Genomic DNA, 22,121 nt, shown 5'->3' with positions numbered 1-22,121 from the left:
TCTGCTGCCTGCTGTCCTAAGCACACCCCTTGCCACAACGCTGTGGACTCGGACCCAGCTGGCGGTCGCCCTGCAGTCCGGTTACCGGCGCTGTGTTACTTGGTGATCCCAGCGTCCGGGGCGGCCCCGGAAGCCCGGCGTCCGGATACTCCGGTTGCCGGTTCTTCCTCCATGGCGGGCGTGGTGCCGCCCGTGGATTCCCCGGCCGCCACAGCCTGGGCTGCGGGGCGGTCCGGACCGCTCTGGTTATCCCGGAGATTATCACGCGATTCATTATCTGAGACAGCGACGTCCGAATGGCGGACGACGTCGGGGCGCGCGGCAGTGTCCGCCTCGGCGGTGTCCGTGGTGGCGGCAGCGCCGTCGTCGGAAGTGCCGGCGTCTGCCTTTTCGGCGTCGACGGCGTCCGCCGTCTCGGCGTTGTCAGCGTCGGCGTCGTTGCCGGCAACGGCGCCCTCCTCCGCGTTGTCGACCGCGGGTTCGGGCTCACGGCCGGGCAGGTACGGGGTGTCCGTCCCGTCCGTCTTGCGCAGGCCGAGGAGCACGAAGATCACGGCCGAGGCGATCAGCACGAAGATGCTGGTCCAGACGTTGAGCCGGGTGGTGATGCCGAAGAGGTTGATCTGCTCGGCGTCGTCGATCCGCATGGCCTCGATCCAGACGCGGCCCAGGGTGTAGTAGATGGCGTAGAGCCAGAAGAGGCGGCTGCGGCGGAACGAGAATTTCCGGTCCAGGGCCAGCAGCACCACAACGCCCACAAGGTTCCACAGGGATTCGTAGAGGAAGGTGGGGTGGAAGAGTGTGTCGGCGGGCATGCCGGCCGGGAAGTTGGGGCTGTTGGGATCCACCTGGAGTCCCCACGGCAGGGTGGTGGGTCCGCCGAAGAGTTCCTGGTTGAAGTAGTTGCCCCAGCGGCCGATGGCCTGGGCCAGCAGGAGGCCCGGAGCTGCGGCGTCCATAAAGGCGCTGAGCTTGACGCCGGCCCGGCGGCAGCCGATCCATGCGCCGAACGCCCCAAGGACCACGGCGCCCCAGATGCCGAGGCCGCCGCGCTGGATCTGCGGGATCAGCGACAGGTCGCCGGTGCCGTCGAAGCCGGGGCCGAAGTAGGCATCCGGCGAGGACACCACGTGGTAAAGGCGGCCGCCGATGATGCCGAACGGGATGGCCCAGATGGCGATGTCCCAGACGCTTCCCTCAGGGGCGCCGCGGCGGGCCCAGCGACGTGAGGTCAGCCAGAGCCCGACGATGATGCCGGCCAGGATGCAGAGCGCGTAGGCGTGGATGCGCAGGGACCCCCAGGGCAGCGGGATATCGAAGCCGGACCAGACCGGGCTCGGAATGCTCGCGGGAACCATCGCTGCCGCGTGGAGGACTGACTGCATTGCTTACGCTTCTTCCTTGGTAAGGCCGGTGCTGAGCTCTTTCGTCAAGGACGCTACAGCATCCACGCCGCCCTCACCGATCGCCGCGACGAGGGCGGTGCCAACAATGACACCGTCGGCGTAGGCGGCGATTTCGCGGACGTGGTCAGCGTTGGAGACGCCCAGGCCGACGCAGACCCGCTCGGCGCCTGCACCGTGGGCCGCGGCGACAACGTCCTTGGCTGCGGTGCTGACGGAGGCGCGGGCGCCGGTGACACCCATGATGGAGACGGCGTAGACGAACCCGCGGCTCGCGTCGACAGTGCGCTTCATGCGCTCCGGCGACGACGACGGGGCCACGAGGAACACCCGGTCCAGTCCGTACTTGTCCGAGGCCGCCATCCACTCCGCAGCCTCGTCCGGAATGAGGTCGGGCGTGATGAGCCCCGCTCCCCCGGCTTCGGCCAACTGGCGGGAAAATTCGTCCACGCCCATCCGGACAACGGGGTTCCAGTAGGTCATGACGAGGACGGCGGCGTCGGTCTTGCTGGTGATGCCGCGGACGACGTCGAACACCTGCTTGACGTGGAATCCCTTGGCGAGGGCCTCCACGGTGGCGGCCTGGATAACCTGGCCGTCCATCACGGGATCCGAGTAAGGGATGCCGATCTCGATCAGGTCGGCGCCGTTTTCAGCCAGGGCGATGCCGGCGGCGATGGTGTCCTCGACGCTCGGGTAGCCGGCGGGCAGGTACCCGATGAGGGCGGCGCGGCCCTGGGCGCGGGCGCGGTCGATGGCGGCGGCGGACTTGCTGGCGTTGGGCATGGTGCCCCCGGCGCTGTTCTCGGCAGTGTTCACAGCTGCTCCCCCTCCTGGGCGATCTCGTGCTCGGGTGAATCCTTGTCCAGCAGGTCGAACCATTCCGCGGCGGTGGCCACGTCCTTGTCCCCGCGGCCGGAGAGGTTGACGATCACGACCTTGCGGGCCGCTTCCTCGGCGTCGCCGGCGTCGGCGGCGAGCCGCTGCCCCACCTTGATGGCGCCGGCGAGGGCGTGCGCGGATTCGATGGCCGGGATGATGCCCTCGGTCCGGCACAGCACGCGGAACGCCTCCATGGCTTCGCTGTCGGTGATGGGTTCGTAGCTGACCCGGCCGATGTCGGAGAGGTAGGCGTGCTCCGGGCCGACGCCCGGGTAGTCCAGGCCGGCCGAGATCGAGTGCGACTCGATGGTCTGGCCGTCGTCGTCCTGCATGAGGTAGGAACGGGCACCGTGCAGCACCCCGGGCTTGCCGAGGGTGATGGTGGCCGCGTGCCGGCCGGTGTCCACGCCGTCTCCGCCGGCCTCGAATCCGTAGATTTTCACAGACGGGTCGTCCAGGAAACCATGGAAGATGCCGATGGCGTTGGAGCCGCCGCCGATGCAGGCGCAGACGGCGTCCGGCAGCCGGCCGGTCTGGTCCAGGATCTGGGCGCGTGCTTCCTCGCCGATGACCTCGTGGAAGTACCGGACCATGGCCGGGAAGGGGTGCGCGCCGGCGGCGGTGCCCAGCAGGTAGTGGGTGGTGTCCACGTTGGCGACCCAGTCGCGGAGTGCCTCGTTAATTGCGTCCTTGAGGGTCTGGGAGCCGTTGGTCACGGGGATAACGGTGGCGCCCAGCAGTTCCATCCGGGCCACGTTGAGGGCCTGCCGGCGGCAGTCTTCGGCACCCATGTAGACCACGCATTCCAGGCCCAGCAAGGCGGCGGCGGTGGCACTGGCGACGCCGTGCTGGCCGGCTCCGGTCTCGGCTATCACGCGGGTCTTGCCCATCCGCTTGGCCAGGAGCGCCTGGCCCAGGACGTTGTTGATCTTATGCGAGCCGGTGTGGTTCAAGTCTTCGCGCTTGAGGAAAATGCGGACCCCGCCGGCGTGCTCTGCGAAGCGCTTGGCTTCGGTAAGCAGGGAGGGCCGGCCGGAGTAGTTCTTGTTCAGGTCCGCGATTTGCGCGATGAACTCGGGATCGGCCTTGGCTTTCTCGAAGGTGTCCTCGAGCTCGTCCAGGGCTGCGATCAGCGACTCCGGCATCCAGCGGCCGCCGTAAGACCCGAAATAGGGTCCCGGGGCGTGGCGCAGGGACGGCGTTGCTTCAGTCCCGCCGCCCTCCGGCCGGTTGCCTTCCAGGAACGCGTCCACGGGGTTGTCTTCTGAGCCGGCTGTTGGCGCATCGACCATCAGTCTCACCATCCTGTTCCACTGCTAACTAGATCTGGGGTGCCGCACGGAAGCACCGCGTACTCCGGCCAGCTGCCCGGCCGGTCCGCGGGTCAGGAACGTGCGGCGATTTCTTCGGCGCCCGCAGCCATAAATTCGGCGATCCGTTCGCGCGGGGTGGCGTCGCTGACCAGCGCCTCGCCCACCAGGACCGCGTTGGCGCCGCTGGCCGCGTAGTGCCGGACGTCGTCCACACCGCGGACCCCGGACTCGCCCACCACAAGGGACCCGGCGGGAATGCCGGCGGCGAGCTGCGCGAACAGCGACCGGTCGACGTCGAGCGTCTTGAGGTTGCGGACGTTGACGCCAATGATTTTGGCTCCGGCGTCCACGGCGCGTTCGATTTCGCCGGGGGTGTGGGTTTCCACGAGCACATTCATGCCGAGCTCGTGGGCGAGTGCGCTGTACTCACGCAGCTGGGCATCCGTCAGGGACGCGACGATCAGCAGGATCAGGTCGGCGCCGTGGGCACGGGCCTCCCAGAGCTGGTACTCGTCGATCATAAAGTCCTTGCGGAGCAGCGGAATGTCCACGGCCGCACGGACAGCATCGAGGTCCGCCAGGGATCCGTTGAAGCGCCGCTGTTCGGTGAGGACGCTGATCACGGCGGCACCGCCGTCGGCGTACTGGACGGCCAGGGCTGCCGGGTCACCGATGCTTGCGAGGTCGCCTTTGGAGGGGCTGCGCCGCTTGATCTCGGCGATCACCTTCAGCTGGCTCCGGTCGGAGGGGCCGCCGAGGGCAGCCCACGCGTCCCGGGCGGGTGCCGCCGCGGCTGCACGCTCTTTCAGTTCGGCAAGCGTGACGAGGCGCTGGCGCGCCTCCATATCCTCCCTGACACCGGCGTTGATGTCATCGAGAACAGTCACTCTTAGTGGCCGGAGTTCTTCAGCTTGCTGCCACCGACGCCGTAGCCGGCTTTGCGCATCACGAAGCCCACCACGAGGCCGATCAGCATCACCACGGCGCCCGCGACAAAGATCGGGGTGTTGGCGATGACGAAGGCGATGGCTGCGATGAGGGCGCCGATCAGCATTACGATCACCGTGGTCCAGGCCGCCGGGCTGTTGCCGTGGCCGGTCGGCTCGCTGTGGTCGACGTCGTCATAGATGCCGGTGCCGGCAGCGGGCTGGGGTGCGGAAACAGGGGCTTTGCTCATGGAAATCTCCTCAGGATCAATACTGCTTACATTCTGCCATTTTTTGGCGGTGCTATTGGCCGCATTGCGCGCCAGGCCCGCTGTACCCGGCTCAGGTGGGGTCGTCACCGCGGGACAGGCGGTCCCAGCTGTCGATCTCGTCAGTCGGCCGCGGGGTGCCCGAAGCGCCGCTGGTGGCGGCGGCGTCGTACTTCGTGCGGCTCTTCCAGTACCGTCCGGCGGGGACCAGGGCCAGCGCGCTGAGTCCCAGCAGGGCACCGGCGACGACGGCGATCACCGGGAAGACGGTCACGGCGACCTGCACGTTGCTGCCGCTGATGCCGGTGGCGGCTGCGATGGAGCCCTGCGCCGCAGCGAGCGGGCCGGCCAGCACGGTTGCGGCGGCGGCAACGATCCCGGCGGCGGCCAGCAGGATGATCGCGGTGATGACCCAGCGGGCGATGCGTCCGGCGATGGATGCGGCGAGCCCGCCGGCCAGGGCAACGAGCGCGAGGGCGGTCACGGTGGTGGCCGCCTTGCTGCCCTGGACCTGCAGCCCGTCCTGGCTGCTGACGCCCTGGCCGAGCTGGCTGGGATCAAGGTGCACGGTCAGCCACGTCTGGGTGGTGGTGCCGAACACCGCGAGAGCCAGGGCCGCGATCACCAGGACCAGGGTGGATTTGCGCGCCCAGCGGGGCACCGCCGGGCTGGTGCTCTTGATAGTGCCGGTCATGGCTGCTCCGTTCCGGTGCCGGCCACCGTCTCGGCGGTGATGTTGTGCAGCGACCCGGCCGTGTGCACGGCACGCAGCGGCGCGGCGGCCTTGTTCACGGTTTCCTGCGCCTCGGTCGGATTGACCGAATCGGCCACTATCCCGCCCCCGGCCTGCACGTAGGCGCGGCCTTCGCGAAGGAGCGCCGACCGGATGGCGATGGCCATGTCCATGTCGCCGGCGAAGTCCAGGTACCCCACCACGCCGCCGTAGATGCCGCGGCGGTGGGGTTCGAGCTCGTCCAGGAGGCGCAGGGCGCGGGGTTTGGGAGCACCGGAGAGGGTGCCGGCCGGGAACGTGGCCTTGAGGACGTCGTAGGCGGTGGCGTCCGGGGCCAGCTTGCCCAACACCGTGGAGACCAGGTGCATGATGTGGCTGAAGCGCTCCACCTCCATAAACTGCGTCACGTCCACGGATCCGGCGACGCAGACCTTGGAGAGGTCATTGCGGGACAAATCGACCAGCATCAGGTGCTCGGCGCGTTCCTTCTGGTCAGCGAGCAGTTCCTCCGCCAGGGCCTTGTCCGCCTCGATGGTCTTGCCGCGGGGCCGTGAGCCGGCGATCGGGTGGGTGATGACTTCCTCGCCGGTAACGGTGACAAGGGCCTCCGGGGAGGAGCCCACGATCGAGTACTGCCGGCCGGCGGCGTCCTCGAGGCTGAAGATGTACATGTACGGGCTCGGGTTCGTGTTCCGCAGGACCCGGTACACGTCCAGCGGGTCGGCGCCGCATTCCATTTCGAACCGGCGGGAGATCACCACCTGGAAGACCTCACCGTCGACGATCGCTTCCTTGCCGCGGTCCAGGGCGGCCAGGTACTCGTTTTCGTCCCAGCGTTCCTGCACGCTGGAGGCGAAGTCCAGGGCCGCCGACTGCAGCACGGACACCGGCTGCTCCGTCGGGGTGCTGACCTTGGCCAGCAGGTTCTTGACCCGGGCGACGGCGTCGTGCCAGGCCTCGTCAACGCGTTCGGAGCTGTTGTCGAAGTTGATCGCGTTGGCGATCAGCAGCACGGTGCCGTCCATGTTGTCGTGCACGGCCATGTCGGTGACCAGGTTCAGCGCCATTTCCGGCAGCTCGAGGTCATCCTCGGGCGGGCTGGTCAGTTTTTCCCAGTGCCGGACGGTTTCCCAGCCGAGGAAGCCCACCAGGCCGGAGGTGAACGGCGGCAGCCCGTCGAACCGGTCGGTGTGCAGGGCGCGGACCGTGTCGCGGATGGCGTCCACCGGGCTGCCGTCGAGGGGCACACCCACCGGCGGCTCGCCGAGCCAGTGCGCCTGGCCGTCCTTGGTGGTCAGCGTGGCGCGGGAGCGGGCACCGATGAACGAGTAGCGGGACCACGCGCCACCCACCGCAGCGGATTCCAGCAGGAACGTGCCCGGCTGGCCCTGCGCGAGTTTCCGGTAGAGCCCGATGGGGGTTTCGGCGTCGGCCAGGACTTTCAGCCGGACCGGAATGACGCGGCTGTGGCCGGCGAGTTCCCGGAACTCCTCCAGGCTGGGGCTGATGATTCCGAGGTCCTGCATGGCTGCGTAGTCCGCCTGTTCTTGTTGGTCTGAAGCTGGTGGGGTGCCGGTGTGTGCTGCTGCGCCGGCTCAGTCGGCCTGGCCGACGACGGCGTCCAGCGCGCGTCCGTCGAAGCACGTCCGGGTTCCGGTGTGGCACGCGGCGCCCACCTGGTCCACCCGGACCAGCAGGGCGTCGCCGTCGCAGTCCAGGGCCAGGGATTTGACCCACTGCACGTGGCCGGATGTGTCGCCCTTGCGCCAGTATTCCTGCCGGGAGCGGGAGTAGAAGGTGACCCGCCCGGTGGTCATGGTGCGGTGCAGTGCCTCGTCGTCCATCCAGCCAAGCATCAGCACCTCGTTGGTGTCGAACTGCTGGACGATCGCGGCCACCAGGCCGGCGCTGTCACGTTTGAGGGACGCCGCCAGGTCCGGCTGCAGAGGACCGGCAGGGTGCCCTGACCCGGGGTCCGCGGGACCGGCGGTCGAGGGTACGGGGGCGGGGGCAGGCTGCTCAGACATCACCACAAGTCTAGTGCCTCGGCGCGCGGTGCCGCCCGGCGCGTGCAGCCCCGCGCTTAACATGGCCGCCAATAGCCCGCCGAGGCCAAAACCACGGCCCTTCCTGTGCACACTGGCGGGCGTCTCGTGCTAGTTTCACAAGTGATGCATTTCGTCGATCCGTCCCGAGAAGTTCTGGCCGAAACCTTGCTGGCGGCCGGTCCGGACTCCCCCACGCTCTGCAAGGGCTGGCTCACGCGCGACCTCGCCGCGCACCTGTACCTGCGGGAGCGCAAAGCCCGCGTTGGACTGGGGCTGCTGCTCAAGCGGCTGGCCAAAGCTTCCGACCAGGCCACGGCCGAGCTCGCCTCCGAGGTCAGCACCCCGGACGCCTACGCCAAGCTGGTCAACACCTTCCGCGCCGGACCCCCGGCGCTCTCCCCCATGCGGATCAAGGCCCTGGACGAGAGCTCGAACCTCATCGAGTACTTCGTCCACACCGAGGACGTCCGCCGTGCCGTGGACCGCTGGGCCCCGCGCGCCCTGGATGAGGCCTACTCCGACGCCCTCTGGGACGAACTGATCAAACGCGCCGCCATCCTGTACCGCGGCGTGGATCTGGGCATTGTGCTGGTGCGGCCGTCCGGTCCGCGGCATGTTGCCAAACGCGCTCCCGTGTCGGTGGCCATCGTCGGCGAACCGGGCGAACTCCTGATGCACGCTCACGGCCGCACCCGCCACGCGCTGGTGACGTTCGAGGGCCAGCCCGACGCCGTCGCCCTGCTGCAGTCCGCCGAAGTCGGCCTCTAGTCCCCACCCGCTCCCTAACCTCGCAAGCTCGGCCAGGGAACCCTGCGGGCGTGGGCCCAGGCACTAGCAAGGTTGGCTTGGACAAACCCGGTTAGCGGACGTCGAAGCCGGCCGCACGGATGGCGGCCTTGACCTGGGCGATCATGTCCAGCGGACCAAAGTGAAACACCGACGCCGCCAGGACGGCGTCCGCACCGGCAGCCACGGCCGGCGGGAAATGTTCGGGCCGGCCGGCGCCGCCGGAGGCGATCAGCGGCACCTTGACGCTGGCGCGGGCCAGCCGGATCAGTTCGAGGTCGAAGCCGTCCTTGGTGCCGTCGGCATCGATCGAGTTGAGCAGGATCTCGCCCACCCCGCGGTCGGCGGCCTCGCGCGCCCAGGCCAACGCGTCGATGCCCGTGCCCTGCCGGCCGCCATGGGTCGTGACCTCAAACCCGGAGGGTGTTGGCTGGGAGCCCGGGCGGGTGCGCCGCGCGTCCAGGGACAAAACCAGGACCTGGGAGCCGAAATGCCGGGTGATCTCGTCAATGACTTCGGGCCGGGCGACGGCGGCGGTGTTGATGGCGGCCTTGTCCGCGCCGTAGCGCAGCAGTTTGTCCACCTCCGCCACACCCCGGACGCCGCCGCCAACGGTCAGCGGGATGAATACTTCCTCGGCGGTGCGGCGGACGACGTCGAACGTCGTCTCCCGGTTGCCCGAGGACGCGGTGACGTCGAGGAACGTCAGTTCGTCGGCGCCGCCGTTGTCGTACCGGTGCGCGAGTTCCACGGGGTCGCCGGCGTCGCGGAGGCCCTCAAAATTGATTCCCTTGACCACACGGCCGGCGTCGACATCCAGGCACGGGATCACGCGGACGGCTACGGTCATGGCTGCTCCCGGGCTGGGCGGACAAAGGGCGGGGTGAAGGTTGATGGCTGCACGGCTGGCCCGGCTAGATCCGGCAGGCGTGGATGCTGCTGACCAGGATGGCGCGGGCGCCGAGGTCGTACAGCTCGTCCATGATCCGGTTGGTGTCCCGCTTGGGCACCATGGAGCGGACGGCCACCCAGTCCGAGTCCCGCAGCGGCGACACGGTGGGCGATTCGAGGCCGGGCGTGAGGGCGGCGGCCTGCTCGACCAATTCCTTGCGGATGTCGTAGTCCATCAGCACGTACTGGCGGGCCACCAGCACACCCTGCAGGCGGCGGATCAGCACGGCGGTGGCGGGGTTCTGCTCGCCCTTGCGGCCGATCAGGACCGACTCGGAGTGGAGGATCGGCTCGCCAAAGATTTCCATCCCGGCGGCCTTGAGCGTGGTACCGGTCTCGACGACGTCGGCAATCGCGTCCGCGACGCCGAGCCGGACGGAGGACTCGACGGCGCCGTCGAGCCGTACCACCTTGGCGTTGATCCCGCGCCCGGCGAGGTAGCCGCGCAGCAGCCCGTCGTAGCTGGTGGCGAGGCGCTTGCCTTCAAGCTGGTCGATGGCTGTGAAGTCCCCCACCGGGCCGGCGAAGCGGAAGGTTGAGGCGGCGAATCCGAGCGGCAGCAGTTCCTCTGCTTCGACCTCGGCATCGAGGAGCAGGTCGCGGCCGGTGATGCCGACGTCCAGCGTTCCCTGGCCGACGTACACGGCGATGTCGCGGGGGCGGAGGAAGAAGAATTCAATGTCGTTGTCCGGGTCCACCATGACCAGTTCGCGGCTGTCGCGGCGCTGGCGGTAGCCGGCCTCGGCGAGCATGGCGGAGGCGGCTTCGGACAGGGATCCCTTATTCGGGACGGCAACTCTAAGCATGGGAGGTTCTTTCTGGTGAGGACGTCATCGGTGCAGGCACTGCGGGCCACGTGATGCGCCGCTCCCACGGACCTGGGGTCCGCGGGAACGGTGCGGCGTGGCTAGAGATGCTTGTAGACGTCTTCCAGGCTGAGGCCTTTGGCGAGCATCAGAACCTGCAGGTGATAGAGCAGCTGCGAAATTTCTTCCGCGGCAGCCTCATCGGATTCGTACTCGGCAGCCATCCAAACCTCGGCGGCTTCCTCCACGACTTTCTTGCCGATGCCGTGGACTCCGGAATCCAGTTCGGCGACGGTGCGGGAGCCCTCCGGGCGGGAGGCTGCCTTCTCACTCAGTTCTGCGAACAGCGATTCGAAATTCTTCACGCCCTCCAGCCTACTTGTTCACGGCAAGACCACGCCTGCCGGGCCGCCGCATGACGGCGCCGATGTGAGCGAATACACAGCCGGCGAGGCCAGGTTAGGAGTACTGCTTCAGCGTGACGGCCGTGGCCAGGGCCGCCGTCACGGCTTCGTGGCCCTTGTCCTCGGTGGAGCCGGGGAGGCCCGCACGGTCAATGCCCTGCTGTTCGGTGTCGCAGGTCAGCACGCCGAAGCCGACCGGAACGCCGGTGCGGACACTGACCTCGGTGAGGCCCAGCGTGGCGGCTTCGCAGACGTATTCGAAGTGCGGGGTGCCACCGCGGATCACGACGCCGAGCGCCACGACGGCGTCAAAGTGCGGTGCCAGCCGGGCGGCCGCGACCGGCAGCTCAAAGGTACCGGGAACGCGCAGCACGGTCGGTTCGGCAATGCCGGCGTCCTTGGCTGCCCGCAACGCGCCGTCGAGCAGCCCGTCCATGATCTTGGCGTGCCAGCTCGCGGCCACAATGGCCAGTCTCAGCTGGGAGGTCTGCTCGGGCTCGAAGGTGGTCAGGTCGATCTGGGGTGCGCCGTGGCCGCTCATAGGGATTCCTTGCTGTGGGAGGTCAGTGGGGTGTGCGAGGTGCGGGCCAGGCCCGCGGCCTCAGTCCTGCTCGTGCTCGAAGCCGCGCTGTCCGTTGGCCGGCGCGGCCGCTTCCATGTCAAGAACCAGCCGGTGGTCCATACGGTCCTTTTTGGTCTGCAGGTAGCGCAGGTTCTGTTCGCGGGACGGCACCTCGGTGGGGACCATCTCAACCACCCGCACTCCGGCCTTGGCCAGCCGGTCCTGCTTGTCCGGGTTGTTGCTCAGCAGGCGGATCTCGTGCAGGCCCATCTCAGCGAGGATCTGCGCGGCGGCCTTGTAGCAGCGGGCGTCGACGGGAAGTCCGAGCTGTTCGTTGGCTTCCACGGTGTCGAACCCGGCCTCCTGCAGGGCGTAGGCCTTGATCTTGTTGGCCAGGCCGATGCCGCGGCCTTCCTGGCCGCGCAGGTAGAGCAGGGTGCCGCCGAATTCGTGGATCATCTCCAGGGCGTAGGCCAGCTGTTCGCCGCAGTCGCAGCGGTAGGAGCCGAAGACGTCTCCGGTCAGGCATTCGGAGTGCAGCCGGACCAGGGGTGCCTGGCCGTCGGTGGCCGGCAGCGGGGAGCTGACGGCGAGGTGCTCCGCGCCGGTCTCCAGGTCGGTCCAGGCCTGGGCCACGAAATCGCCGTAGGCGGTGGGCAGCTGGACGATCGGTCCGCCGCTGACAGGGTGCGGCCGCTGGGCCGGGGTGGCCGGCTGCGCTTCAGAAGTCGTCATTGTTTCTCCTCAGTCCAAGGGTCTCAGGCGGATTCCGCCGCGTGGCTGCCGGTGTTGCCGGCTTCAAGGTACGCCACCAGATCAGCAATCGAAATCAGCGGGCAGCCGTGTTCGAGGGCAAAGCCGCGAAGTCCATCCAACCGCATCATTTCTCCGTCGTCGTGCACCACTTCTGCAATTACGCCTACGGGTTCAAGGCCCGCCAGCCGGCACAGCTCAACGGCTGCCTCGGTGTGGCCGGGACGCTCCCGCACACCACCCTTAACGGCGCGAAGCGGAAAAACATGCCCGGGACGGGTCAGGGAATTTGGCCGGCTGGTGCCGTCCGCGAGGATCCGGGCGGTCAGGGCTCGGTCGGTGGCGGAAATACCGGTGCTGACGCCCACGGCCGCATCGCACGACACCGTATACGCGGTGCCCTTGGAGTCCTGGTTGATGGCCGTCATCGGCGGCAGCTCCAGGGCGTCGGCACGTTCGCCAGTCAGCGGCACGCAGATCACGCCCGAGCTGTAACGGATGGTCCAGCCCATCAGGGCCGGGGTGGCGTGCTGCGCGGCGAAGATGATGTCACCTTCGTTCTCGCGGTCCTCGTTATCCACCACCAGCACGGGGCGGCCGGCGGCCATGGCGCGGATGGCGTCCTCGATCGGGTCGAGGCCGGCCGAGGCGTCGACGGCCACGCCGTGGCGGTCCTGCAGCCCGCTCATTTTGCGGCCGCCTGGCTGTGGGCGGGCTCAGCATGGCGGGCCCCGCCGTGCCCGGTGGGGGCGAAGGCGAGCAGGCGTTCGGTGTACTTGGCCAGCACATCCACCTCAAGGTTGACGCGGCCGCCCAGCGGTTTGGCGCCCAGGCCGGTCTCGGCGAGGGTGGTGGGGATCAGGCCGACTTCGAACCACGGTGCCGGGTCCGGCGCGGGGCTAACGGCAGTGACGGTGAGTGAGACGCCGTCGACCGCGATGGAGCCCTTTTCCGCGATGTAGCGGGCCAGCCCGGACGGGACGGCGAAGCGCAGACGGTCCCAGTTGCCCAGCGCCTCACGTTCCACAAGTTCGCCGACGCCGTCAACGTGGCCCTGCACAACGTGGCCGTCGAGCCGGCTACCGGCCTGGACGCAGCGTTCGAGGTTGACCGAATCCCCCGCTGCCAGCGCGCCGATGGTGCTCCGGACCAGGGTCTCGCCCATGACGTCGACGCTGAAGTCCGTGCCCTCGATGTCCGTGGCGGTCAGGCAAACCCCGTTGACCGCGATTGAACCGCCGAGGGCCAGGCCGTCGGTGCTGCTGGGGGCGTGGAGGCGCAGCGTGGCGCTGGTGTCGCCGTCGCGTTCGACGGAGAGCACCTTGCCCTGTTCGGCGATAATTCCGGTAAACATCAGTTGCCTCCTGCGGCAGTGTCCGCGGCGTTGCGCGGGGTGGAATCGGATGAAGTGTCGGTGGCCCCGGTGGCGGGGCGAAGGTGCAGCCGCAGATCGCGGCCCAGCATCCGCACGGCGCCGCCGGTGGCAGCGTCCCAGTCCCACAGCTGGGCGTCGGCGAGGGTGCGGATGCCGAGGTCTTCCAGGGCCGGAGTGCCGGAGCCGAGGAGCGTCGGGGCCAGGTAGGCGATCAGCTCGTCAACCAGTCCGGCGGCCAGGAAAGCGCTAAGGATGCGTGAACCGCCCTCGACCATCAGGTGCCTGACACCGGCGTCGAACAGCTGGTCCAGGGCCTCGCGGGGGTCCCGGGTAGGCAGGTGCATTACCTTGCCGTCGGCACCATGAATTGCAGCGTCAGCGGGGATGCCGCGCAGCCCCATGACCGCGCGGAGCGGTTGCTTGGGCGCCGGCGTTCCGTCCGGGGTGCGCGCGGTAAGCCGGGGGTCGTCCACCAGCACGGTCTGGGTTCCCACCAGGATGGCGTCAATCCGGCCCCGCAGGGCGTGGTTGTCGGCGAGGGACTCCGGGCTGGAGATCCATTGGCTGGTGCCGTCGCCGGCCGCGATCCTGCTGTCGAGGGTCTGGGCGATGTGCAGGGTGACGAAGGGGCGCTTGGAGGCCACGGCGTCAAACCAACGGCGGTTGAGGTCCAGCGCTTCGACGGCGGCCAGGCCGGAGCGAACGCGCACTCCGGCGGCGCGCAGGGTCGCGGCTCCCCCTGCGGCCGGGTCGTGCGGGTCATCGACGGCGTAGACGACGTCGGCGATGCCCGCGTCAATGATGGCTTGGGCGCAGGGGCCGGTCCGGCCGCAGTGGTTGCAGGGTTCGAGCGTGACCACCATAGTGGTGCCGCTGAGGTCCAGGCCCGCCGCCCGGGCCTGCTGGATAGCGTCGGCCTCTGCGTGCGGGGTGCCGGCACCGCGGTGGTAGCCGGTCACCAAGGGTGTGCCGTCTGTCCCAATGACGACGGCGCCCACGAGCGGGTTCGCGCCGCGCGGACCCTGGGCTGCCGCTGCGAGGGCGGCGTCCATCGCCGCCGTTTCTGCGGCGCTGAAGCCGGCCGCGGCGAAGTCCTCGTGGTCTTTGTCGTGCGGCCCGGAAGCCGTCTGGACGCTCATGCGCCGTTCCTCGGGTCCCCGGGGACCTCGGAGTGGGCGAAGAGCCATCGCAAGGGGTTCATGTGTGTGTCGTTCCTTCCCTCTAGAACCGCGATGGCTCCGGGGGTATACGACAGCGCACTGCCGCGGCACCGAAGGGTGCCGCAGTAACAGCTGTACGTGCTTCTCTCATCCAGACTTTAACTGTCGGTACCGGAATTCCACCGGTTCAACCGTCCGCCGTCAGCATCCCAGTGGGAAGTGCCGGCTCGCGGGTCGCGGACTATAACCGCCGGTTCGGACTTACACCGACCCCGGAGCACGTATGTGTGTAGCTATTCTGACACAACTGCGGCCGCCGCCCGGCTATTCCCGCGGGCGGACGGTACACCGTTCGTCATGTTTTAGTCAGCTGCCCGGCCAGCTGCCGGCCGCTTCGCGGAGCCGGTCGATGGCGTCCGCGGGGTCGTCGGCGCCGTAGACCGCGGACCCTGCGACGAAGACGTCGGCGCCGGCCTCGGCCGCCCGCCAGATGGTCTCCTCGGTGATGCCGCCGTCGACCTGGAGCTTGATGTCCAGTCCCGACGCGTCAATGGCGGCCCTGGCCCGGCGGATCTTGGGCAGCGTGAGATCAAGGAACTCCTGGCCGCCGAAGCCGGGTTCCACGGTCATGATGAGGATCATGTCCAGTTCGCCGAGCATGTCCAGGAACGGTTCCACGCTACTGCCGGGCCGCAGTGCGATGCCCGCCTTGGCGCCCCGGGCGCGCAGTTCGCGGGCCAGTTTCACCGGTGCGATGGAGGCCTCGGCGTGGAAGGTCACGGACGCCAGCCCGGCGTCGGCGTAGGCCGGTGCCCAGCGGTCGGCGTGATCGATCATCAGGTGTGCGTCCAGCGGGATCGGGCTGACGTCCTGCAGCCGCTGGACCACGGGAAGCCCCAGGGAGAGATTGGGCACGAAGTGGTTGTCCATAACGTCCACGTGCACGGCGTCGGCAGTCTTGATCCTCTGCAGTTCGGACTGCAGGTTGGCGAAGTCCGCCGAAAGGATGCTCGGGTGGATACAGCGGTGGGCCATGGATGTCCTTGTCGTAGCGCGGGTCGGCAATCGGGAAACTGGTGCCAGTATGGCCCTGGGCTCAGGCTTTTTTGTGGATGAGCGCCAGGAACATGGCGTCCGTGCGGTGCAGGTGCGGCCAGAGCTGGGCGGTCAGTTCGTGGCCCGCCTCAAGGTGTCCGGTGAGGCTGACGGCGTCCAGGGCGGCTCCGGCGTCGAGCAGTTCGAGGTCCTCGCGCTTGCGCAGGGCATCGGTGACGACGGCGGTGGTCTCGGCCGGGTGCGGGGAACACGTCACGTAGGCCACAACGCCGCCGGGCTTGACCGCGTCGAGGGCCGACTTGAGCAGGTCGCGCTGCAGCGGGCCGAGATCCACCAGGTCCTTGGGCGTGCGCCGCCAGCGGGATTCGGGGCGGCGGCGCAGTGCGCCGAGTCCGGTGCACGGCACGTCAACCAGCACGCGGTCGAAGCTCCCGGCCATCTCGGCCCCAACCTCGCGCCCGTCGCCGGTGCGGACGTTCCAGACCTCGGACGGCACGGCCGTCAGCGCCTGCCGGACCAGTTTCGCGCGGTGGGGTGCGGGTTCGTTGGCCAGGAGGGTGGCACCGTGCTGGCGGGCCAGGGCGCCGAGCAGGGCTGCCTTGCCGCCGGGGCCGGCGCAGAGGTCAAGCCAGCGTTCGCCGTCGGGCCCGGCACCTGCGTCGGTGAGGTCCACGGAGGCTAGGGCGCGGGCCACCAGCTGCGAGCCGACGTCCTGGACGCGGGTGCTGCCCTCCCGCACGGAGGCGAGCCGGCCAAGGTCACCGCCGCTGGAGAGCGCGGATCCCTCCACGAGCTCCCCGGGAGTGGCACCGCCTTCGAGCGCCTCGTCGAGGCTGCCGAGGCCGGGCAAGGCCACCAGGTTCACGACGGGGGCCGCGTTGTCCGCCTCGAGGAGGTCGTTGATTTCCGTGACCGGGCGACCATGCGCCACGAGGGACTGCCGGAAGGCGCGGACGATCCACTCGGGGTGGGCGTAGCGGACGGAGGCCACCTTGGTCTCGTCCTGTTCGTCGCGGAGGATCAGCTCCAGCCATTCCTCAAGTGTGTGCACGGTAACTTTGCGGAGGACGGCGTTGATCAGGCCCGACGGGCCGGCACCGATCACGGCGCGGGCCAGGCCGACGGTTTCGTCCAGGGCAGCATGCGCCGGGACCCGCATGGCCAGGAGCTGGTGCGCCCCGATCCGCAAGACATCGAGGATGGCGGGATCGAGCTGGTCCAGGGGACGGTCCACGCAGCGGGCGAGGATCGCGTCATAGGTTCCCTGGCCACGGAGGGCGCCGTAGCTGAGCTCGGTGGCAAAACCGGCGTCGCGCTTGTCCAGGCCGTGGTGCCGGATCCGGGCGGGCAGCACCAGGTTCGCGTAGGCGTCCTCGGCGGCCACGGCACGCAGGACCTCGAAAGCGACCAGCCGGGCGGGATCGGCGCGCCGGGTGCGCTGGGAGGGAGCGTTCTCGGTGAATCCCCGCTGCGGGCCACGGTTCCGCTCCCGGCCCTGGGCGTTGCGCTTGGAGTTGCGCTGGCCCTGGCCGCCCCGGTTGCCCTGGCCGTTCTGGTTGCCTTGGCCGCCTTGGCCGCCGGATTGCTGCCCCCGGCCCCGGCCGCTGCCGCTTGTTCCGGACTCGCTCATTCGAAGACCACGCTTTCCAGTGTTGCCTGTCCGCGCGCCCAGTCGGCGGCGTTCATCATTTTCTTGCCCGAAGGCTGGACCCGGGTGAGTTCCACAGGATGTGAGCCGGTACCCACCAGGACGGCCTTGCCGTCGAGCACCAGCTGGCCCGGGCGGAGTGCCGGCGCGCCGGGCCGCAGCACGACCGGCTCAAGCTTGACCCGCTGCCCGTCCCACATGGTCCAGGCGCCGGGCTCGGGGGTGACCCCGCGTGCCCTGCGTCCAATCGCCAGGGCCGGCTGCTGCCAGTCGAGGCGGCCATCGTCAAGGCCAAGTTTGGGGGCGAGGCTGACCTCGCCCTGTTGTGGAATGGCCGAGGCCCTGCCGGCGTCGACGGCGGAAAGGGTCTGGCTCAGCAGCACGGCGCCGCTGTGCGACAGCCGTTCCAGGAGATCCCCGGCAGTGTCAGTGGGCCGGACTGCCTCGGTGACGGTGCCGAACACCGGGCCGGTATCGAGGCCTTCCTCGAGCCGGAACGTCACGGCGCCGGTGATGTCGTCGCCGGCGATGATGGCGCGCTGCACGGGTGCGGCACCGCGCCAGGCCGGCAGGAGCGAGAAGTGCAGGTTGATCCAGCCGTGGCGCGGGATATCGAGGGCCGCCCGCGGAATCAGCCCGCCGTACGCGACGATCGCGGCGACGTCGGGCGCGGCCGCCGCGATCCGTGCCGTCACCGCGGCGTCGACCCGGGTGGCGTGGATGATCTCGATGCCCAGCTCGGCGGCGCGGGCGGCCACGGGCGACGGCGTCAGGATGCGCTTGCGTCCCAGCGGCGCGTCCGGCCGGGTCAGCACGGCGACGACGTCGAAACCGGCAGCGACGAGGGCGTCCAGTGCAGGGACGGCCACGGCGGGAGTCCCTGCGAAAAGAACCCTCACTGGCCGATCCCGAAGGACGAACCCTGGCCGAAGCTGCCGCCCCCGAAGCTGGAGCCGACCGTCTTGGCGCGCTTCGACGTCGTCTGCTCCGTAATGGCGTCATAGTTTGCGTTGCGGATGGCGCGCAGGGCCGCCTTGCGGTCCTCGCCCTCGAGCCGGTCGGTGAACAGGATGCCGTCCAGGTGGTCGGTCTCGTGCTGGAAAACGCGGGCGAGCATCCCCTCGCCGTCGAGCACGACCTCGTTGCCGTGGACGTCGACGCCGGTGACCCGGGTGGCGCGGTGGCGCCGGACCGGGAAGCCCAGTCCGGGGATGGAGAGGCAGCCCTCAACTTCGTCGGGCTGGAAGTCGTCGCTGTTCTCCAGGACCGGGTTAATAATGTGCCCCTCAACCCCACGGATGCGGTAGGTGAAGACCCGCTGACTGATGCCGACCTGCGGCGCGGCCAGGCCGGCGCCCTCCACGTCCTCCATGGTTTCGATCATGTCGGCGACGAGCTTTTCCAGCTCCGGCCCGAATTCCGTCACGGGATCGGCAACTGTGCGCAGCACAGGGTCCCCGATGATGCGGATATTCAGTATGGCCATGGTCAGTCTGTCCTCACGGTGGGCGGCTAGGGATCCCGACCAGTTTAGTGGCAGCCCCGGGTTTCGTTCATGGCGGCCCGGGGATGCAGGGTCAGCGGTTAGAGTCAGCGGGCCACCGGCGGGGCGATCGGCAGCAGGGCCGGCCCGGCCGCCGCCGTGTCCGCGGACATCTCCCAGACCCTGCGCAACGCACAGAACTTCCACCAGTGGTGCTTGAGGACATCCGGGTTGGCCCGCACCGGCCGGACCTCCGTCTCGCCGATGGCGACCGCGAGCAGGAGCGGTGAATCCCCGTGCTGCCACGGCTCCCACTCCCCCGCGACCGGGTCCACCAGGCTTTCTTCGGCCTTCATCCCGGCCACCAGCTGCATCACTACCTTGGCGTCGAGGGGCTTGACCGTCCCGTCCCGGCTGGTCCCCTTGGTCTTGTAGTCGATGAGGCACGTGCGGCCGTTGATCCGGGCCACCAGGTCCAGCGTGCCCGCGTAGCCCACGGTCTGGTTCCACACCGTGATCTCCGGGGCAATCGGCTCCACCTGGAAGAGCTCCCACCATTCGTCGAACCGGGCGGCAAAGGCTTCCTCCCCGTTGGCAGCCAGTGCCTCACGGGTTTCCTTCATCTGGTGCGGGCGGCCAAGAGCGCGCAGAGCCACCTGTTCGCAGTAGTTGTGGACCCGGTCGCCACGCTTGGCGGCGTCGTCCCGGTGGGTCTCGGCGGCTTTGGCCGCGCGGCTCACTGCCTGCCGGACCTTCGCGGGGCTGCCCAGGATGGCCGGCAGTGTGGGGTCCGAGGCGAGGCTGTTCGCTCCCATGTACCCGAACCAGCCGTCCAGGCCGTGCGGTTGCTGGCCGATCACCGTGGTGATGGAGGGAACGGTGAACTGCGCCGACGTGGAGCGGGCGTACATCCGGCCGTATTCGGTGGCGTGGGCGAGAAGCGGGGCGGTCATAGAAAGACTCTTTCACGGGGGTCGGACGCTGTAGGAAAACAAAATGGTCCGCCCCGCTCTGAGAGCGGAACGGACCATTTTCCAGGTGGGCGATACTGGGTTCGAACCAGTGACCTCTTCGGTGTGAACGAAGCGCGCTACCACTGCGCCAATCGCCCCGGTGCCATTGAATGCTAGCCCACCCTGACGGAATATCGAAATCGGCCATTTCGACGGCGGTTTGGTTGGGCGCGGGTGTGGAGGTGGGGTTGTTGCTGCGCCCGTTTGCCAGAAGGGGCCGCTAAGTCGCTGGGATAGCGGCCATCTTTGGCGAATCGACGTGCCTGATAGCCACCTGGTCGCGTTCGGGGGCCCGAAGCCAACGTGGCCGGTCGCTCCCCCAAGCCCCTGTCGTCGACGTCGTCGCCCGGCTGCCCCCCGCCGCAAGGCCGTCGTCGAAGCCGGCCAAGATGGTTGGCGCTGCGCCCATTTGCCAGAAGTGGCCGCTAAGTCGCTGGGATAGCGGCCATCTTTGGCGAATCGACGCGCCTCAGGCCGGCACCGGGCTCCGCGGGTTGGCCCGAAGCCAGCGTGGCCCGTCGCTCCCCAAGCCCCTATCGTCGACGTAGTCGCCCGGCTGCCCCCCGCCGCAAGGCCGTCGTCGAAGCCGGCCAAGATGGTTGGCGCTGCGCCCATTTGCCAGAAGTGGCCGCTAAGTGGGGTGGCTTACCGGCCATCTTTGGCGAATCGACGTTGCCGGTGGCCGCCTGGATCCTTTAGATGAGCCGCAGCCGGCGTCGTATGACGTCGACGCCACCCCGGCGTCGTCACCCATCCTCGCCAAGGTCGGCGTCGTCGTTCAATGGCAAGGAACCGCTCTTGTCCTCCCTCATCCGTCCGGGTCGGCTGGGCTCGGCGCCCAATTGCCAGAAGTGGCCGCTAAGTGGATCGGGATAGCGGCCATCTTTGGCGAATCGCTGCATTAGGCCGGTACCTGGCTCCGTGGGTAGCCCCGTGGCCGCTGACGTCGCTGAATCGGACTGAGATCGCTGGTTTGTGCGCCCAATTGCCAGAAGTGGCCGCCAAGTGGGTCGGGATAGCGGCCATCTTTGGCGAACCGACGCACCGAAGTACTCCCAACCTCACGGCGCCGACCCCGCCGCGGCAGACCCGGGCCGCTCGTCAGAACACCAACGCGCCGCCCCGGAAGCCGGCGCTAATTACACCCCTGTAATTAGAAAAATCCCCTAGATTGCAGGGAAGGATGGGGGTCGGTCCCCGTCAGCGGGCGCCCGATTTGTAGATTGCCTGAACCTCCTATAGAGTTCTTACTCGTTGGAACGCGAGGAAATGCCGAATGCGGCAGGGAATCGCAGGCAACATTGCGGACGTAGCTCAGCTGGTAGAGCACCACCTTGCCAAGGTGGATGTCGCGAGTTCGAATCTCGTCGTCCGCTCGCAGGACACTGTCACGGCAAAGGTTCTTCGGAATCCTGTCTACACGGTGGGTTGGCCGAGAGGCGAGGCAGCGGCCTGCAAAGCCGTATACACGGGTTCGAATCCCGTACCCACCTCGGTGAAAACCCTGGTTTCCGGTTCCGGCCGGATGCAAAGGGGCGATTGGCGCAGCGGTAGCGCGCTTCCCTGACACGGAAGAGGTCACTGGTTCGATCCCAGTATCGCCCACCAAAGCGAGGAAACTTGCTTGGTCCAGTACCACCGGCCTGGCCGGAACGGACTAAAATGCGGACGTAGCTCAGCTGGTAGAGCACCACCTTGCCAAGGTGGATGTCGCGAGTTCGAATCTCGTCGTCCGCTCTGTTGTTTTTCAGCTTTACACAACTCCACTCCGGATCCTTCCGGTTGCGGGCGATTGGCGCAGCGGTAGCGCGCTTCCCTGACACGGAAGAGGTCACTGGTTCGATCCCAGTATCGCCCACCACACAGCAGCTCCCCCGGAGCTGCTTTTTTCGTATCCTGACCCCTAACGCTGCGGGGGTCTTTCTCCTCTGGGCGGACAACCCTTGGCACCCCCCAACCCTCCGGTTAGGATCGAAAGTGCTAGGAGCGATCTGGCTCCGCGACAGAAGGGAGGTGCCCGTGGGTTTACTTGACGATCTAAAGGGCAAGGCTCAGCATCTGATTGATGGCAACGAACAGGCCATCAAGGACGGCATCGAGAAGGCGGGTGACTTCGTCGATTCCAAGACCGGCGGAAAGTACGCCGACAAGGTCGATTCCGTCCAGCGTGGCGCCTCTGACTTCGTGGACAAGTCGAACGGGGAACCGGAAACGGCCCCCGTCGTCGAACCGCACGTCGTGGAGGAGCCGCCAGTCGCCGGGGAAACCCGGCCGCAGGGCCTCTGACCCAGGTACGTCAATGAGGTGCCGGTCCCGCCGAGAGGTGGCGCCGGCACCTTTGGCGTTTAAAGGCCGAGATGGACGCGTGGGGTCGCGTACGATCACCGGGCGGGGACTAATGCGGCGGGCTTCCCCACCGTGCCCTGAAACCGCCGGCACCCGATGCAATCACCCGCGGCGGTCACCCGCGGCGTTCGCCGGCGCTCCCCCGCGGCGTTCGCGGCACTGCTGCCAACGGCCGCACGCCCGCAGCTACCAGCTACCAGCTAC

23 protein-coding genes, 6 tRNA genes and 1 riboswitch are annotated in these 22,121 nt (G+C 68.4%); of the genes, 7 read left to right on the top strand and 22 right to left on the bottom strand.

The window, feature by feature from the left end; genetic code table 11:
• Positions 1-95 precede the first annotated feature (95 nt).
• The 8 genes from lgt to hisI all read right to left on the bottom strand — a co-directional run bounded on the left by lgt (position 96) and on the right by hisI (position 7,553).
• Positions 96-1,385 carry a prolipoprotein diacylglyceryl transferase gene (gene lgt, locus AC1DBE_RS00545; RefSeq protein ID WP_476969293.1) on the bottom strand — a complete coding sequence of 430 codons (1,290 nt, stop codon included), beginning with the start codon at positions 1,383-1,385 and terminating at the stop codon, positions 96-98.
• A gap of 3 nt (positions 1,386-1,388) precedes the next feature.
• Positions 1,389-2,189, bottom strand: coding sequence for a tryptophan synthase subunit alpha (gene trpA / locus AC1DBE_RS00540; protein WP_476969659.1), 801 nt, complete (start codon positions 2,187-2,189; stop codon positions 1,389-1,391).
• A 29-nt stretch (positions 2,190-2,218) separates the two neighbouring features.
• Positions 2,219-3,577: a tryptophan synthase subunit beta gene (gene trpB, locus AC1DBE_RS00535; protein WP_476969292.1), complete on the bottom strand. Its 1,359-nt coding sequence runs from the start codon at positions 3,575-3,577 to the stop codon at positions 2,219-2,221.
• Positions 3,578-3,669: 92 nt separating this feature from the next.
• Positions 3,670-4,485, bottom strand: a complete 816-nt coding sequence (gene trpC / locus AC1DBE_RS00530) for an indole-3-glycerol phosphate synthase TrpC (protein WP_476903442.1) — start codon at positions 4,483-4,485, stop codon at positions 3,670-3,672.
• Between the two features lie 2 nt (positions 4,486-4,487).
• Positions 4,488-4,775, bottom strand: a complete 288-nt coding sequence (locus tag AC1DBE_RS00525) for an HGxxPAAW family protein (protein ID WP_476878692.1) — start codon at positions 4,773-4,775, stop codon at positions 4,488-4,490.
• Positions 4,776-4,866: 91 nt separating this feature from the next.
• Positions 4,867-5,487: a Trp biosynthesis-associated membrane protein gene (locus AC1DBE_RS00520; RefSeq protein ID WP_476878691.1), complete on the bottom strand. Its 621-nt coding sequence runs from the start codon at positions 5,485-5,487 to the stop codon at positions 4,867-4,869.
• Positions 5,484-7,052 carry an anthranilate synthase component I gene (locus AC1DBE_RS00515; protein WP_476969291.1) on the bottom strand — a complete coding sequence of 523 codons (1,569 nt, stop codon included), beginning with the start codon at positions 7,050-7,052 and terminating at the stop codon, positions 5,484-5,486. The genes AC1DBE_RS00520 and AC1DBE_RS00515 overlap by 4 nt, the downstream gene beginning before the upstream one ends.
• A gap of 69 nt (positions 7,053-7,121) precedes the next feature.
• Entirely contained in the window at positions 7,122-7,553 is a 432-nt protein-coding gene (gene hisI / locus AC1DBE_RS00510) for a phosphoribosyl-AMP cyclohydrolase (protein WP_476880416.1), read from the bottom strand.
• 144 nt (positions 7,554-7,697) lie between these two features.
• On the opposite strand from hisI, the gene AC1DBE_RS00505 reads away from it, so the two are divergent.
• Positions 7,698-8,342, top strand: a complete 645-nt coding sequence (locus tag AC1DBE_RS00505; RefSeq protein WP_476880415.1) for a TIGR03085 family metal-binding protein — start codon at positions 7,698-7,700, stop codon at positions 8,340-8,342.
• A gap of 91 nt (positions 8,343-8,433) precedes the next feature.
• Here AC1DBE_RS00505 and hisF read toward each other — a convergent pair whose 3' ends face one another.
• The 14 genes from hisF to AC1DBE_RS00435 form a co-directional block, all read right to left on the bottom strand.
• Positions 8,434-9,210, bottom strand: coding sequence for an imidazole glycerol phosphate synthase subunit HisF (hisF, locus tag AC1DBE_RS00500; protein ID WP_476880414.1), 777 nt, complete (start codon positions 9,208-9,210; stop codon positions 8,434-8,436).
• A 64-nt stretch (positions 9,211-9,274) separates the two neighbouring features.
• The gene (hisG, locus tag AC1DBE_RS00495; RefSeq protein WP_476969290.1) at positions 9,275-10,117 is read right to left on the bottom strand and encodes an ATP phosphoribosyltransferase; all 843 of its coding nucleotides are present in this window, start codon (positions 10,115-10,117) and stop codon (positions 9,275-9,277) included.
• A 101-nt stretch (positions 10,118-10,218) separates the two neighbouring features.
• Positions 10,219-10,482 carry a phosphoribosyl-ATP diphosphatase gene (locus AC1DBE_RS00490; protein WP_476903445.1) on the bottom strand — a complete coding sequence of 88 codons (264 nt, stop codon included), beginning with the start codon at positions 10,480-10,482 and terminating at the stop codon, positions 10,219-10,221.
• Positions 10,483-10,576: 94 nt separating this feature from the next.
• Entirely contained in the window at positions 10,577-11,062 is a 486-nt protein-coding gene (ribH, locus tag AC1DBE_RS00485) for a 6,7-dimethyl-8-ribityllumazine synthase (protein ID WP_476969289.1), read from the bottom strand.
• Between the two features lie 60 nt (positions 11,063-11,122).
• Positions 11,123-11,818 (bottom strand): GTP cyclohydrolase II, encoded by a 696-nt coding sequence (ribA, locus tag AC1DBE_RS00480; protein ID WP_476969288.1) that lies wholly within the window; start codon positions 11,816-11,818, stop codon positions 11,123-11,125.
• 23 nt (positions 11,819-11,841) lie between these two features.
• Positions 11,842-12,525, bottom strand: a complete 684-nt coding sequence (gene ribB, locus AC1DBE_RS00475; protein ID WP_476903447.1) for a 3,4-dihydroxy-2-butanone-4-phosphate synthase — start codon at positions 12,523-12,525, stop codon at positions 11,842-11,844.
• On the bottom strand, positions 12,522-13,190 hold the full coding sequence (locus tag AC1DBE_RS00470) for a riboflavin synthase (protein WP_476969287.1): 669 nt from the start codon (positions 13,188-13,190) through the stop codon (positions 12,522-12,524). The genes ribB and AC1DBE_RS00470 overlap by 4 nt, the downstream gene beginning before the upstream one ends.
• Entirely contained in the window at positions 13,190-14,350 is a 1,161-nt protein-coding gene (ribD, locus tag AC1DBE_RS00465; RefSeq protein WP_476969286.1) for a bifunctional diaminohydroxyphosphoribosylaminopyrimidine deaminase/5-amino-6-(5-phosphoribosylamino)uracil reductase RibD, read from the bottom strand. Before ribD ends, AC1DBE_RS00470 begins: the two co-directional genes overlap by 1 nt.
• Before the next feature lie 155 nt (positions 14,351-14,505).
• Positions 14,506-14,656, bottom strand: a riboswitch (FMN riboswitch).
• Between the two features lie 81 nt (positions 14,657-14,737).
• A complete protein-coding gene (gene rpe, locus AC1DBE_RS00460; RefSeq protein ID WP_476969285.1) occupies positions 14,738-15,406 on the bottom strand; it encodes a ribulose-phosphate 3-epimerase in 669 nt (222 codons plus the stop codon).
• A 61-nt stretch (positions 15,407-15,467) separates the two neighbouring features.
• The gene (locus tag AC1DBE_RS00455; RefSeq protein WP_476969284.1) at positions 15,468-17,057 is read right to left on the bottom strand and encodes an RsmB/NOP family class I SAM-dependent RNA methyltransferase; all 1,590 of its coding nucleotides are present in this window, start codon (positions 17,055-17,057) and stop codon (positions 15,468-15,470) included.
• The gene (fmt, locus tag AC1DBE_RS00450) at positions 17,054-17,974 is read right to left on the bottom strand and encodes a methionyl-tRNA formyltransferase (RefSeq protein ID WP_476969283.1); all 921 of its coding nucleotides are present in this window, start codon (positions 17,972-17,974) and stop codon (positions 17,054-17,056) included. Before fmt ends, AC1DBE_RS00455 begins: the two co-directional genes overlap by 4 nt.
• Positions 17,971-18,561 (bottom strand): peptide deformylase, encoded by a 591-nt coding sequence (gene def / locus AC1DBE_RS00445; RefSeq protein ID WP_476903448.1) that lies wholly within the window; start codon positions 18,559-18,561, stop codon positions 17,971-17,973. Before def ends, fmt begins: the two co-directional genes overlap by 4 nt.
• A 104-nt stretch (positions 18,562-18,665) precedes the next feature.
• Positions 18,666-19,511 (bottom strand): cytochrome, encoded by an 846-nt coding sequence (locus AC1DBE_RS00440; RefSeq protein WP_476877780.1) that lies wholly within the window; start codon positions 19,509-19,511, stop codon positions 18,666-18,668.
• Positions 19,512-19,597: 86 nt separating this feature from the next.
• Positions 19,598-19,669 (bottom strand) — tRNA-Val (locus AC1DBE_RS00435).
• A gap of 1,205 nt (positions 19,670-20,874) precedes the next feature.
• Here AC1DBE_RS00435 and AC1DBE_RS00430 point away from each other — a divergent pair.
• From AC1DBE_RS00430 to AC1DBE_RS00405, 6 genes are all read left to right on the top strand, one after another.
• A tRNA-Gly gene (locus AC1DBE_RS00430) sits at positions 20,875-20,947 on the top strand.
• A gap of 46 nt (positions 20,948-20,993) precedes the next feature.
• Positions 20,994-21,064 (top strand) — tRNA-Cys (locus AC1DBE_RS00425).
• A 40-nt stretch (positions 21,065-21,104) separates the two neighbouring features.
• A tRNA-Val gene (locus AC1DBE_RS00420) sits at positions 21,105-21,179 on the top strand.
• 56 nt (positions 21,180-21,235) lie between these two features.
• A tRNA-Gly gene (locus AC1DBE_RS00415) sits at positions 21,236-21,308 on the top strand.
• Between the two features lie 49 nt (positions 21,309-21,357).
• Positions 21,358-21,432: transfer RNA gene (locus AC1DBE_RS00410), tRNA-Val, on the top strand.
• 158 nt (positions 21,433-21,590) lie between these two features.
• The gene (locus AC1DBE_RS00405) at positions 21,591-21,857 is read left to right on the top strand and encodes an antitoxin (RefSeq protein WP_476969282.1); all 267 of its coding nucleotides are present in this window, start codon (positions 21,591-21,593) and stop codon (positions 21,855-21,857) included.
• The last annotated feature ends 264 nt before the right edge of the window (positions 21,858-22,121 follow it).

It is taken from the genome of Arthrobacter sp. 10T416 (assembly GCF_056394165.1).
The sequence above is the reverse complement of the archived record's forward strand: the minus strand, read 5'-3'. Positions and strand labels throughout refer to the sequence as shown.